Consider the following 11,732-nt stretch of genomic DNA (forward strand, 5'->3'; position numbering starts at 1 on the left):
GTGGCCTCCCTTGTCAGTCCTGCTTGGGCTCGGCCGCGAGGATCGCGGCCAGGATCTCGGCCTTGGTCTTGGCTTCGCCGAGGTCGATGTCGTGCTCGGTGGCGTAGGCCTTGAGGTCGCCCGCCGTGCGCTTCTCGAGCGGCTTCTCGGCGGGCTCGACCTCGACCCACAGCCCTGCCTCGACCTTGGCCGCGGCGTTCTCTGCGGCGGGGCCGTCGGGGTTCTTCGGCTCGTAGGCGAAGGGGGCGCCGTAGATGACGCTCCCGTTCTTGTCCTTGCCGTGGCGTGCCTTGTAGAGCGGCATGATGTTCGACCCTTTCGGTCAGGAGATGGTGACGAGAGCGGACGTGAGGTTCTTGGGGCGGATGACCTTCGCCCCGAACACGTGCAGGCCACGGATGCCGTCGCCGAACGTGTTCTCGAGCCGCAGCGCTTCGGTGTTGAGGATCTGCTGGGCGTAGGTCGTCGCGATCGAGTGGCCCGCGATGATGGTCTGGACCCCCGCGGCCTCGGGGACCGTGTTGGCCTCGAGGATGTCGAAGCCGGCGGCCCGCCCAACGACGCCGTTGCGCAGCCCGTCGGTCGTGCCCGAGGCGTCGAGGCGGATGAAGCGGTCGTCGCGGAGCAGGAGCCCGTAGAACTCGGGGGACACGCCCGCGTACCGGCCGGCGTCCGGGGTGTTGCTCCGCTTGAGCTTGGTGCGGAACTCGACCAGGAGGTCGTAGGCGTCGGCGGGAGTCGCGACCGTGACGGCGCCGAGGGCGTTGCCCGCGTCGACGCCGGCCGCGATCGTGGTCGCGACGTACTCGTCGGCCTCGGCCGAGAGGTTGTACGACGCACCGGTCGTGGTCTCCTCGACGAAGCCGTCGATGGCCTGGCGCTTGTCGATGTCGTCGACCTTGAACGCGAAGTAGTTCTGCTGGTCGATGACGAGCGACTGCTGGGTGTCGGTGAGCAGGTCCCACGTGATCGTGCCGTTGCGGGTGTACGCGCGGACCGCGGGGTCGACGAACGAGGTGATGTGGACGGTGTCGCCCGCGCGGGCGATCTCGCCCTCGTAGTCGCGGTTGATGACGCCGGGCTGGGCGTACACGAGCTGGTTGCGCAGCGCCTTGAGCAGCGCGGCGGACCAGATCTTCGGGATGAACTTGGTGATGGCCATGGGGAACCCTCCTCAGGGTCTAGGGCTTGATGCCGAGGAGGTCGTTGAGTCGACCCTCGGCGCGTGCGGCGTTGATCTGGTCGGGCGTCATGCGGTCGAGCTCGGCCTGCGTGACCTGTCCAGCGCGCTCCTTGCGATGGGCGCCGGGGGACTCGAACGTGACGCCGCTGCCACCTTGCGCGGCGAGGTACGGCTTGGACTTCACGAGACCTTCGAGGGCCTCGTTGATGGCGGAGGTGTCGACCTCGCCATCGGACCCGACCTCGAACTGCTCGAGGTCGAGGAACTTCAGAGCGTCGGCCGGGTCGGAGAGCTTCCCGGCGGCGGCGGCGCGGACCTCGGCCTTGCGGATGCGCTCGTTCGCCTTCGCGAGCGCGGCCTCCTCGGTCTGGCGGGACTTGAGGGTCTCGGCGTGCTCGGCCTCCGTGCCGTCGAGCTTGGCCTGGAGGGCGTCGAGCTTGACCTGCAGCGTGCCGGCCTCGCCCTTGACCTTGCGCTCGAGGTCGCGGTTGATCTTCTGCTGGGCCTCGAACTTCTCCTGCCAGTTGACCGTGTCGGCCTCCTGGTCGGTGCTGTCGCCGGACCCTGTGTCGGTGTCGTCGGTCGGCTCGTCGACGTCGGCGCCGCTTGTGTCGGTGGATCCGCCGCCCGAGGCGTCGGTGTCCGTGATGAACATGAGCCGGCGCAGGTGCGCGCGGGTGCGGATCGGGTGCATGTCTCTCCTTGCGAGAGGGGGAGGTCCTGAGCCCTTGCGGCGTCAGGCTGCGAACTTCTGGCCGCCGGTGGCGAGCCAGCGCCGGTAGTCGGTCTCGACCATGGCGGCGATCTGTGGGGTGAGGGGTCCGCGCGATGCGCCGACCGTGTTCAGGCCCAGCCCTTGAGGGTCGGGGGTGTTCCCGAAGCCGGGGGAGGCGAACGGGTTCCGGCCCTCGAGGACCATCTGGTAGCGCTGCTCGGCGTCGCTTAGGCGCCGCTCGGCGGTGGTCATCGTGTAGCGGGACCGCGGGTCACGGACGCCCGTCCTGCGGGCCTCCTCGACGGCGGCGGATGCGGCCTTGCGTGTCCCGCCGCGTCCCATCTGCCCGAAGCCTTCGACGCGTCCGCGCAACGAGCCCGTGGGGACTTGGCCGCCGGGGAGGATGTAGCCCTGGTCGCGCAGCGCCTTGAGGGCGTCCTCGCGGTTGGGGTTGAGGCGGTAGATCGTCTCGGGCGTCATGCGCCGTTGACCGGGCCGCAGGACGGTCGACGCGTTGCCGCGACGGCCGGTGCCCTCGGTGGTGAAGGAGCCCTGTCGGCCGCGCTTGGAGTTGATGACCTGGAAGATGTCGCCGCCGTCGCGGATCGCGGCGGCCTCGTGCTCGCCGAAGATCCTGTTCTGCTCGTCCTTCGGCAGGCCCCGGAAGTAGTCGTAGGGGTCGGAGATGAGCCCTTCGTCGAGCGCGGCCTGCGTGGACCCGGCGGCAGACTGGACGTGCACGCAGTCGCAGCGCGGGTGCCGGCGGAAGCCGGCGTTCCAGCGGTAGAAGCGGCCGGCGAGGACGACGCAGCGCGAGCACGAGGGCGGGTTGAGCATCCGCACGTACCCGACGCTCTTGCGCGAGGCCGTGTCGATCCCGGCCGCCTGACGCCCGGCGTCAGCGACGACCGTGCGCACGATCGTGTCGAGCGCCCGGCCGCCCATGGCGAGCGCCTCGGAGGCCGAGCGTCCGTCGGCGATCCATGTCTTCACGCTCGTGATGGGCGAGAAGAGCAGGCCGTCGAGCGAGCGTCCGTCAGCGGCGTACCCGCCGAAGGCTCGCGGGTCAACGAACGCCTCGGGCGCGACCCAGGAGCCTTGCTCGGCGAGCGTCAGGGCGCCGTAGGACGCCCCGGTCGCAGCGGCCTGCACCTGGATCCCGGACATGAGCGGCTCGAGCTCGCGAGCCACCACGGGCGCCCAGGACTGCGAGAGGTGGCGCCAGTCAACGCGGGTCCAGGAGCGGCGCGAGGAGCGCAGTGCGAGGACCTGCAGGCGCTGCATCCGCCGGTAGTGGTCCTGGGTGGCCTGCGGAATCGTGACCATCAGATCGCCAGGTCACGTGCGACCTGCTCCATCGTCGCGTCGCGCTCCTCGGTGCGCTTCATCTCCATCACGCGGTCCACCTCCGAGGGCGAGAGGCCGTACTCCTCGGCGATCCATTGGAACGGGAAGCCCGCGGTCCGCATCTTCTGCAGCCCGTCCATGAGCTGCTGCTCGGACCGGTACTGGGGCTTCTTCCACAGGACCTTCCCGACGGCGATCTGCGCCGCGCGCTCCGCCTGCCCCTCGGCGATCGCCGCGAGCCGGTAGATCTCGCGTACTGAGGGGTTGGCGTAGGAGATGCGCTCGGCGGCCTTGGAGACCAGGCCGGCCTCCGCGAGCTCGTACCCGGTCGCGGGCGTGTTCGATGACGCGGCGATCAGGTAGTGCGCCGGGGTGCGGGTCTGTGCCACGACGTGCTCGACGGCGTGACCGATGACCTTGGAGAAGACCTCGAGGTTGCCCGCGGTCCACTCGGCCACGTCGCCCTCACCGGGGATGAAGATGACGCGGTCACGGATCAGGCGGTCGAGCTCGATCGGCCTCTCGCCGATGATCTGCCCGTCCTGGTCGAGGATCGGCTCCTTGGGGACGTCGATGCCCTTGATGATGCGAGCGGGCAGGGACGCGGTGTCGAGCCCGTTGAGCAGGTACGCCCAGACCAGGTTGATGGTGTCCTGGATCGGCTTGACGCCAGCAATGTCGCTCATGGGCTCGTCGTCGAGGAGCGCCTGGTTGCGGAACTCGATGAGCGGGACCGCGCCCAGGGGGTTCGCCTTGAGCTCGCGGGCCTGGTCGAACGCCCAGCCGTCGGCGTTCGGCGCGATGTGCTTGTCGCCGCTCTCCTGGATGAAGCGGGGGCGCTTGAGCGGGATGATGTACCGCGGGGTCTGCAACTCCGAGTACTCGAACTTCTCGTCCTGCCACACGACCATGCCGGCGCGGCGCTGGCGAGTGGTCGCGTCGTAGATCACGCACGCGGAGTCGGGGTGCTCGAAGGTGACGCGGGCCCCGACCGGCGACGGCGAGACCATGCCGAACGACCGCTTCGCGACCGTCATCATCATCAGCGCCTCGGACAGCCCTCGGTCTGCCTCGTTGCGCTCCCACATGCGGGCCGATTCCACATCGGCGGTGGTGCTGCCGTCGAGTCGGATGCCGAGCTGGTGGATGCGCTCGATCGGGGCCTGCGCCACAGGCATGCACCAGTTGTCCGAGAACCCGGAGAACCGGTCAGCGAAGTAGTCGCGGAACTCGTCGGACGCGAACCGCATGCGCCCTTCGGTGCCCTTGAAGTACGCCACGTTCGAGACGATGTCGGGGCGCCGGGCCCGGATCTTGTCGGCCATGAGCGTCGCAAGACGGAGGATCTCGGCGGAGTCCATTCTCACCTCCGGCGAGTGGTCGATGCGGTGTAGAAGTAGGTGGGCGAGGTCGAGACGCCGGACGCGATCGCGTCCAGGCGCGCCTGCCAGGACAGGCCGCCCGCCATCGCGAGGTCGATCTTGTTGAGCGAGTCGTGGCGCTCCTTGGACATGACCCACAGGGGCTGGCCCTCGTCGTCGACCATCTTGATCTCGCGCTTCTGCGCGTTGGCGATGTGCGACGCGAGGTCCTCGTCGCCGTCGTTCGTGACTTCGCCCGCCTTGATCGCGCCGGCGTAGGACCGGCACATCTCGGCGGTGCGGCGCAGGTTGCGCGAGTCGGTGTAGAAGAACAGCACCTTCTTGGGGCCGTATTTGCCGGCCCAGGTCGCGCCCTGCTCGTCCCAGCCCTGTGCCGGGTCGAGGTACATGCGCACGACGTCGAAGACCTTGAACGCTTCGTCGACGCCCTCGTTGACCTCGTGAACCCGCACCTCAGGGGTACCGTCGGGCGACTCGTCGGCGTAGTCCGGGGCCCACAGGCCGAACCTCTGCTGCAGCCCCGTCTCGATGTCGGTCACGACGAGGCCCGTCGTGTCCTTCCAGCGCGAACCGTCGAAGCCGAGCGTCACCTTGCGGCGCACCCGGCGCGGGATCGTCGCACCGACCTTGGCGAGTTCGTCCTTCCAGCGGCGAGCGTCGAATGCCTGGGCCTCGGCCTGCGTCCACCGGTTCAGCCAGGTTCGCTCGAGGTAGCGCGGATCGGCACGGGGGCGGTCCCACTGCTTGGCGATGCCGCGCAGGTCCGACCAGGCGGCAACCGATGGGCCAGACGCCTCCCGGATGGCCTCGATGCGATCGGCCATGACCGAGAGGTCGTACTCCTTGCCGGTGGTCGGATCGTGCGTCCCGGCCTCGCGGTGGAAGTAGAAGAGCTCGGGCTCGTCGACCTCGCCCTTGCTGATGAGCTCGGCCTCGTCCTTGTCCTTCTCTGCGACGCTGCCCCTGCCTGGCTCGCCCGCGGTCGTGGTGCCCAGCGACCAGGGGTCGTCGAGCGGACGCTTGGGGAGGTTCGCTTCCATTGCCTCGTAGGCCGACAGGGCCGTGGGGGAGTTCAGGCGGTGCGTCTCGTCGTAGTACTGGAACGTGGTCCGGGCGCCGTCTCGGGCGTTCGGCGACCCGGCCAAGGGGACGGCCTTGCCGTCCGCGCCGCGCTCGCCCAGGCGGATGATTCGCTCGAGCGAGGGGTCGAACAGGTCGGCGTCGGGTCCCTCGGTGCAGACCGTGTAGAGGACGCCGTAGGCGAGTTCCATGACCTGTTCCTGCGTGGTCGCCAGGAGCGGGATGTATGGGTCGCGGACCGGGCGCCCAACGGGGTTGCCGTCCGCGTCCCAGCCGTCGAACCGGACCGGTCCCTCGCTGTGCAGCTCTACGAACGCGACCCAGCCGCCGAACTCGGTCTTGGCCGTGCCCTTGCGCCACGAGATCCGCACGCGCCGAAAGCGCCGGCGCCCCGCGAGCTCGTGGCCGCGAGGGTAGACCTCGTAGGCCTTCCAGATCGCGGCGCGCTTCTCGTCGTCCAGCCGTGCAGGCTCGCCCTTGAGGGAGCCGGGCCCGAAGACCGCACGCTCCTCGATCAGGTCGCAGATCGGACCGCCGAGAGACGGCCAGGGTTCCTCGTCGAACGACGGGACGATGAAGGTAGTCACACAGCCCGAAGAGTGCCGCGAGGGTCACCCTTCGGCTTGTTGTCCGTGGGCGGGGTGGCCTTCTTGCGGCGCTGCTCGCCGCGCGTCTCGGCCTCGTCGGCGCGCTCGATCTCCAGGTGGAGGCGCGTGAGCGCCAGCGGGTTCAGGCCGAGGCGGTCGGAGAGCTGGCGTGCCTCAGCGGCAGCCTTGAGGTCGCCCTGCTCGGCGAGCACCTTCCACCGGACGTACTGAGCAACCTCGCGGCTCGAGTGCGAGTCCTCCCAGACCGTGGCCTGCGGGGTCCGCCACAAGTCGTCCCAGAGGGCGACCTCGTCGTCGGTCGCCTGCTCGATCTGCAGGCTCAGTGTGGCGACGGTCATCTCGTTCTTGCTCAGCTCGCGCCGGAGCCGGCCACGAGCGCGCCCGTCTTCGGCCGCCTCGAGATCGACCTGCAGCGAGGCCACGCGATCGCGCGCGGTCTCGAGCTGGGCCGTCATGAACGGGTTGGGGCGCAGCGGCCACGGCGGGATCGCACCCAGCCGGCCGCCAGCGGGCAGCGAGGTGAAGCCCTTCTTCGGGTCGTTGCGGCGAGCACGAGTGGACGGGTGCTTCGGAGCAGGACCCGGCATGACGATCACCTCTTCACCGCCTTGCGCGGCCTACGAAAGTGGCGCCCGACCTTCCGTCGAGCGTCGAAGTGTGTTCACCACCAGGAGTCCCGGAACCCGTACAGAGGAAAATCCCCCTCTCCGGCGGTTCCGGCAAGGTGGCCCTCAGGGGGGTCCCCCCACCTCGAACGGCCGGTCAGGCGCGCCCGTGATGTCCGGTTCGGACGCTCACCGGGCGGCCCAGCCCGCGGGCTTGGTGCGGGCTGTCTTGCGGTCGTGGCATGGGGCGCAGACGCCGCGCCCGTGGTCCGGGTCGTTGGGGTCTTGACCCATGGCCACTAGGTCGACGCGCTCGACTGGGTGGTGGTCAGCGACGTTGGAGACCGCGGCGCAGAGGCCAGCGTGTGCACCGCAGTCGCCAGTGCACACGCACCGTGGGTCGCGGGCCAGCACGTCCTCCCGGAAGCGGCGGTGACCCTTGGTGGAGTAGGGGTTGCCAGCTGGTCGGCGTGCCCGATCAGCCTCGGCTCGGCACGCGTCGCAGGTCGAGCGACCAGGCCGTGCGACATCGGGACAGCGGGAGCAGGGGGACCAGCCTCGAGGCATCCCGCCCACCTCCTGCCACGTGGTGCCCCTGACGGGTCGGGTCGCTCGCCGTGCTGAGCCAGTGGTTGGCCACGGGGTTCCGGCGACGCCGTCAGGGAGTGTGCGGCGCCGCGTAAGCACTCGCGGCTGTAGGCGGAGAGCTCGGGCCCAAGGGATTGCCGTGCTCGTCGACCTCCTGAAGTTCACCGTTCTCGAGTCGTCGCCACCTGTTTCCTTGGAGGTCGCGAAAACGGATCTCGGCGACAACGGTGTCGCTCGATATCAGATGCTCTGGCTCTCGAAGCCACGATTCCCTTGTCGATTCTGCCGCGAGTACCGGGATCCGTCCACGATCGTGGTACTGGTTCGTGGCCTTGTCGTACACCAGGACTTGAACGTCGAAGACAGGGGAAGTAGAGCCGTTCGTGAAGTAGATCTTGTTCTCGAATTCGCTGATCCGCTTCCCGCCGAGACCCTGCCAGCTGGTGGTCTCGTGCGGCTCAAGCCATGCGACGACATGCAGTGCCTGAGCGCGACGATCGCGCTCTGCTCGCATAGCGGCCGATTGCTCTCGTTCGATGGCGGCCCGTTCCCGCTCAACCTTGGCAGCCTCGCGCTCAGCGGCGTGTAGATCGGCAGCTTCGCGCTCGCGTTCTTCCGCCCTCGTCCGGGCGCGCGACTGTCCGACTAGTTCGAAAAGGGCGACGATGACCGCCACTGCGGTCCCGAGCGCAGCGACAACTTCCCAGGTGTCGTGCCACCGAGAGACGTGAGCATGGATCCAGTCGAGGATGGTGTTCATGGGCCGGAAACTAGCACCTGCTGCTGACGTGACCGGTAAGAGAGCCGGGATGTCTAGCGCTACGCATCGGCAACGGGTTGACTCGTACAGCCGACACCCGCTCGCGGCCCCGCAGGGCTGGTTCGCTCTCACGGGTGGCGTCGTCGGCTCGCGGCCCGCGGGCCCTGGCGGGCATGAGAAAAGGCCCCGTGGCGAACCTCGGGACCTTCGTTTGGGCGCGGTCATCCGCGCTCGAGTAACACGCTACCTGATCATCACGGCCGTGTCACAGTGCCGTGACTTTCCGCTTTGTCACGGTGCCGTGACATCACGGAACCTCCACGGCCGTCGTGAGCGGCAGGCCCTCAGTGGTCCACGCACCGACGGCGAGCGTCATGGTCTGCTGTCCGGGGACCTGCTCGGACTCGTCGGACCCGAGGCGCTGCTCGGTGATCCAGTCCGTCTCGACGCGGAGGTTCGAGAGCGGGCCCGTGACGCGTGCGCCGGCCCCGTCGATGGTGACGGTGCGGCCGATGTGCTGCGGGGTCAGGTCCCCGACGGTCAGGCTCATGCGCTGATCCTCTCGTGTGTGGTGACGTCGACGCCTCGGACGTCGTCGACGTGGTACTTGACCTCGCGCCCGGTGCCGGTCTTGCGCCAGCCTCCGCGTGAGGCGCGCATCTTGACTCCGGCCACGGTGGTGCCGGCCAGCCGAGCGGCGTGCTCGACGGTCACGTACACGATGTCCTTGTGCGGCCACGAGGACCAGACGGACCACGGCACGACGTCGTGGCACCTGGGGCAGACGGCGGGCGGGTAGGTGCCGGACATGGCGACTTCATACTGCCCATCGCACGTCCCGTCCTGGCAGTCGCAGCCGGTGCGGTAGGTGCGCACGCCGCGTCGGGCAAGGTGTCGGAGGGTGCGTGCGTGCTCGTCGAGGTCGTCGGCGAACGCGAGGGCAAGCAGCTGGTCGTCGTGCTCGAGCAGGTGAGCGACGTGCTGGGCGACTGATCGCAGCCGTCCGGGTGTCGTCCCGGCGTCGGGAGCGTCGACCTCGTCGAGGAGGACGTGGGCGAGGAACTCGGCCCACTCGGTGATGGCGGTCAGGATGCTGTCGAGCTCGTCGACGTCGAGGATCTCGGCCAGCCCTGGCGGGAGTCGCGGGCCCGGTACGGTGTGTCCGGCCGGCGCGCTCTGCGTGGGGGAGGTGGCAGCGACAGTCTCGAACATGTCGGCCATCTCGAGGAGGGTGTCGCGGTTGCTGTAGATGGCCAGGGTGTCGCTCATGCCGCCACCGCCGCTCGCGCCCTGCGGGCGCGCTGACATGCTCTGCAGTAGCGCTTACCGAGCTGGTCGGTGTACGTGTTGCTCGCATCGTAGGCATGGCCTTGTGGGCAACAGGTCTTTCGTGCCTCGTGATGCGTGCCGTGGCGGACGCGATCCCGATTGTTCTCGCTTCGCGAGTCCCAACGCAGGTTCTCGAGGGCGTTGTGGGCGGGGTTTCCGTCGCCGTGGCACGCCTCGGTGCCATCCGGGGCCGGGCCTACGAACGCCTCTAGGACGAGGCGGTGGATGTAGAGCTTGCGGTTGCCTGTGCCGTGGCAGAGGGCCACGCGCAGGTGGCCCTTGCGCGTTGCGAACGGGGATAGGTGGCGGCCGTCCCTCAGGCGCCCGCGCGGGTCGACCCGATCCATGGACCTCACGCGCCCAAGGTCGCTCACTTCGTACTGACCTTCGAAGCCGTCGATCGGCTTCCATGCTTCGCTTGCCACTGGCTCGCCTTCCAGTAGGGCGATCGATGGTACGGACCCGGCGTGCGAGCTTCAAGACGAGATCAAGGCCTGAGGCTAGATGAGGGCCTCGTCTGGCCTCAGGCCTTGATGCGTAACCTTGACGTGCGGGCCGGTAGGTCAAGGTTGCGTGGTCAACCCTGACTCGCTGATGCCCGTGGCCGCTTGTAGAAGAAGAAGGCGGGGCGCTCCGCATGTTGAGGAACCCAGCTCCTCCCGAGCAAGTCAGGTAGTGACTCACGCCCTGAGGCCAGTTCTCTTGGATCTGGCCTATGGCCTTGACTCGCTATGCGCTTGGCTCGTGCCAGGAACCTCGCGATACTCGGTCCATGGCAACCGCACTCGACCGGATCATTGACGGCGCATCCGACCCATCGGTCAGCACGTCCGACCTTCTGCGCCGTACTCTTGCCGCGGCCCACCGCGTGCGCGCAGACGAGGTGAAGGGGTGGGCCGAGCGTGAACTCTCTGGGTATGACGGCATCGAGGAGGAGGAACTCCCCACGTACCGCCGGGGACTCGATACTGCGGTCAAAGCCAACTGGGCGGGGCCTTTCAATTCCTCTGTCACCACAAGTCTCACCCCTCTCGACAAGCCCGACGACTGGTTCAGTCCGTGGTTCCGGGTCGTCTTCCGTCAACCTGTGTCTGAACTCGAGTCCTATGCCGACGTGGCCGGCGAACTAGGACTGCCATGGCCGGTAGTCGCGCTCAGCCGCTGGAACGAGATGATCGACGCCGGCCGCGCGGTTCACGTTGATGGGATGCGCCTCTACACAGCGGAGACAAAGGTCGCCAAGCAGGCGGTGGTTGGTGTTCTTGACGCGGTGCGCACCGAGGTCATGAAGTTCGCACTTGACCTGCAGAGCGCCGCTGACACAGCTGGCGAGCCTGGCGGTCCGACGGTTGAGGACAACCCGAAGGTCGAGGGGGCGGTCACGAACTTCTACATGAACGTCTACGGCGGGGCGCCAACAATCGCCCAGGGGGCGTCCGTCACACAGACGGTGACGGTAAACGTCGGAGACATCGGCTCACTCGCGCGCGCGGCCGAGAGCCTTGGACTCGCGGGCGGTGACGTCACGGAGTACGTCGAGGCCGTGCTCGAAGCGCGCAACGATCCGGACAAGAGCAAGTTGCGCGAGTTCGCCGAAAGGGTTGGCCGAGGTGTGGTAACTGTCGGCAACGGCATCGTCGGCAACATCGCCGCCACGAAACTTCTCGAGTGGGGGACGACGTTCCTTGGGGGGTAGGTGGCGACACGACCGCAACCTGGTCTTGTGTCCTCGTTGGTCAAGGTGTAGGTGCTCAACCTTGACCAAGGACTTCATCCTGTTCACCCGCCAGCGCTGATGGGATGCTCAGCGCCATGGAAACCTACGAGTATCTCCATCTCACCCAGGAACTCAGGGGCGTTCAGCGGGGCCTAGTCCGTGCTGTGGGCCACGCTGAAGCCGAAGCCGAGCTCATCAGGTTGATCAGCGAATCGGGGTTCGATCCGTCGAGCCTCGACTTCATCGAGGTTCTGAACTATCTCGGCGAGCTCGGTTGGCGGATGTTGACGCTAGATCGAGAGCCGGCCCGCAACGGGGTGGAAGTTCGCTCTGCGTTCCTCATCCGCAATGCCGGGGAAGTGGACCCTGGCTCCGCCGAGGACTGAGCGCCGCGTCGCGCCGGCCGACCTCGCCTCGA

The 11,732-nt window shown here is 68.1% G+C and carries 13 protein-coding genes; 2 read left to right on the plus strand and 11 right to left on the minus strand.

Annotated features, from left to right (window positions below; translation table 11 throughout):
- Positions 1 to 13: 13 nt before the first annotated feature.
- The 11 genes from ASE27_RS13015 to ASE27_RS19860 form a co-directional block, all read right to left on the minus strand.
- Positions 14 to 304 (minus strand): hypothetical protein, encoded by a 291-nt coding sequence (locus tag ASE27_RS13015; protein WP_056650926.1) that lies wholly within the window; start codon positions 302 to 304, stop codon positions 14 to 16.
- Between the two features lie 18 nt (positions 305 to 322).
- Positions 323 to 1,162 carry a P22 phage major capsid protein family protein gene (locus ASE27_RS13020; RefSeq protein WP_056650929.1) on the minus strand — a complete coding sequence of 280 codons (840 nt, stop codon included), beginning with the start codon at positions 1,160 to 1,162 and terminating at the stop codon, positions 323 to 325.
- 19 nt (positions 1,163 to 1,181) lie between these two features.
- Positions 1,182 to 1,877 carry a hypothetical protein gene (locus ASE27_RS13025; RefSeq protein ID WP_056650931.1) on the minus strand — a complete coding sequence of 232 codons (696 nt, stop codon included), beginning with the start codon at positions 1,875 to 1,877 and terminating at the stop codon, positions 1,182 to 1,184.
- A 42-nt stretch (positions 1,878 to 1,919) separates the two neighbouring features.
- Entirely contained in the window at positions 1,920 to 3,224 is a 1,305-nt protein-coding gene (locus ASE27_RS13030) for a hypothetical protein (protein WP_056650933.1), read from the minus strand.
- Entirely contained in the window at positions 3,224 to 4,606 is a 1,383-nt protein-coding gene (locus tag ASE27_RS13035) for a phage portal protein (RefSeq protein WP_056650936.1), read from the minus strand. The genes ASE27_RS13030 and ASE27_RS13035 overlap by 1 nt, the downstream gene beginning before the upstream one ends.
- Before the next feature lie 2 nt (positions 4,607 to 4,608).
- Positions 4,609 to 6,294, minus strand: a complete 1,686-nt coding sequence (locus ASE27_RS13040; RefSeq protein ID WP_056650939.1) for a hypothetical protein — start codon at positions 6,292 to 6,294, stop codon at positions 4,609 to 4,611.
- Complete coding sequence (locus ASE27_RS13045; protein WP_157257596.1) at positions 6,291 to 6,902, minus strand: hypothetical protein; 612 nt, start codon at positions 6,900 to 6,902, stop codon at positions 6,291 to 6,293. The genes ASE27_RS13040 and ASE27_RS13045 overlap by 4 nt, the downstream gene beginning before the upstream one ends.
- A 676-nt stretch (positions 6,903 to 7,578) precedes the next feature.
- Positions 7,579 to 8,268 carry a hypothetical protein gene (locus tag ASE27_RS20265; protein WP_157257598.1) on the minus strand — a complete coding sequence of 230 codons (690 nt, stop codon included), beginning with the start codon at positions 8,266 to 8,268 and terminating at the stop codon, positions 7,579 to 7,581.
- Between the two features lie 307 nt (positions 8,269 to 8,575).
- Positions 8,576 to 8,818 (minus strand): hypothetical protein, encoded by a 243-nt coding sequence (locus ASE27_RS13050; protein ID WP_056650945.1) that lies wholly within the window; start codon positions 8,816 to 8,818, stop codon positions 8,576 to 8,578.
- Positions 8,815 to 9,537 (minus strand): hypothetical protein, encoded by a 723-nt coding sequence (locus ASE27_RS13055; protein ID WP_157257600.1) that lies wholly within the window; start codon positions 9,535 to 9,537, stop codon positions 8,815 to 8,817. The genes ASE27_RS13050 and ASE27_RS13055 overlap by 4 nt, the downstream gene beginning before the upstream one ends.
- Positions 9,534 to 10,022, minus strand: coding sequence for an NUMOD4 motif-containing HNH endonuclease (locus ASE27_RS19860; RefSeq protein ID WP_157257602.1), 489 nt, complete (start codon positions 10,020 to 10,022; stop codon positions 9,534 to 9,536). Before ASE27_RS19860 ends, ASE27_RS13055 begins: the two co-directional genes overlap by 4 nt.
- A gap of 347 nt (positions 10,023 to 10,369) precedes the next feature.
- Here ASE27_RS19860 and ASE27_RS13060 point away from each other — a divergent pair, with 347 nt between their 5' ends.
- Entirely contained in the window at positions 10,370 to 11,293 is a 924-nt protein-coding gene (locus ASE27_RS13060; protein ID WP_056650951.1) for a hypothetical protein, read from the plus strand.
- Positions 11,294 to 11,409: 116 nt separating this feature from the next.
- Positions 11,410 to 11,700, plus strand: coding sequence for a hypothetical protein (locus ASE27_RS13065; protein ID WP_157257604.1), 291 nt, complete (start codon positions 11,410 to 11,412; stop codon positions 11,698 to 11,700).
- The last annotated feature ends 32 nt before the right edge of the window (positions 11,701 to 11,732 follow it).

The sequence above is a fragment of the Oerskovia sp. Root918 genome (assembly GCF_001428945.1).
Lineage (GTDB): Bacteria > Actinomycetota > Actinomycetes > Actinomycetales > Cellulomonadaceae > Oerskovia > Oerskovia enterophila.

Excerpts from the sequence above, each read along its gene's own strand:
- ASE27_RS13015 (WP_056650926.1), bottom strand. The coding sequence starts at position 304 with ATGCCGCTCTACAAGGCACGCCACGGCAAGGACAAGAACGGGAGCGTC.
- ASE27_RS13020 (WP_056650929.1), bottom strand. The coding sequence starts at position 1,162 with ATGGCCATCACCAAGTTCATCCCGAAGATCTGGTCCGCCGCGCTGCTC.
- ASE27_RS13025 (WP_056650931.1), bottom strand. The coding sequence starts at position 1,877 with ATGCACCCGATCCGCACCCGCGCGCACCTGCGCCGGCTCATGTTCATC.
- ASE27_RS13030 (WP_056650933.1), bottom strand. The coding sequence starts at position 3,224 with ATGGTCACGATTCCGCAGGCCACCCAGGACCACTACCGGCGGATGCAG.
- ASE27_RS13035 (WP_056650936.1), bottom strand. The coding sequence starts at position 4,606 with ATGGACTCCGCCGAGATCCTCCGTCTTGCGACGCTCATGGCCGACAAG.
- ASE27_RS13045 (WP_157257596.1), bottom strand. The coding sequence starts at position 6,902 with ATGCCGGGTCCTGCTCCGAAGCACCCGTCCACTCGTGCTCGCCGCAAC.
- ASE27_RS20265 (WP_157257598.1), bottom strand. The coding sequence starts at position 8,268 with ATGAACACCATCCTCGACTGGATCCATGCTCACGTCTCTCGGTGGCAC.
- ASE27_RS13050 (WP_056650945.1), bottom strand. The coding sequence starts at position 8,818 with ATGAGCCTGACCGTCGGGGACCTGACCCCGCAGCACATCGGCCGCACC.
- ASE27_RS13055 (WP_157257600.1), bottom strand. The coding sequence starts at position 9,537 with ATGAGCGACACCCTGGCCATCTACAGCAACCGCGACACCCTCCTCGAG.
- ASE27_RS13060 (WP_056650951.1), top strand. The coding sequence starts at position 10,370 with ATGGCAACCGCACTCGACCGGATCATTGACGGCGCATCCGACCCATCG.
- ASE27_RS13065 (WP_157257604.1), top strand. The coding sequence starts at position 11,410 with ATGGAAACCTACGAGTATCTCCATCTCACCCAGGAACTCAGGGGCGTT.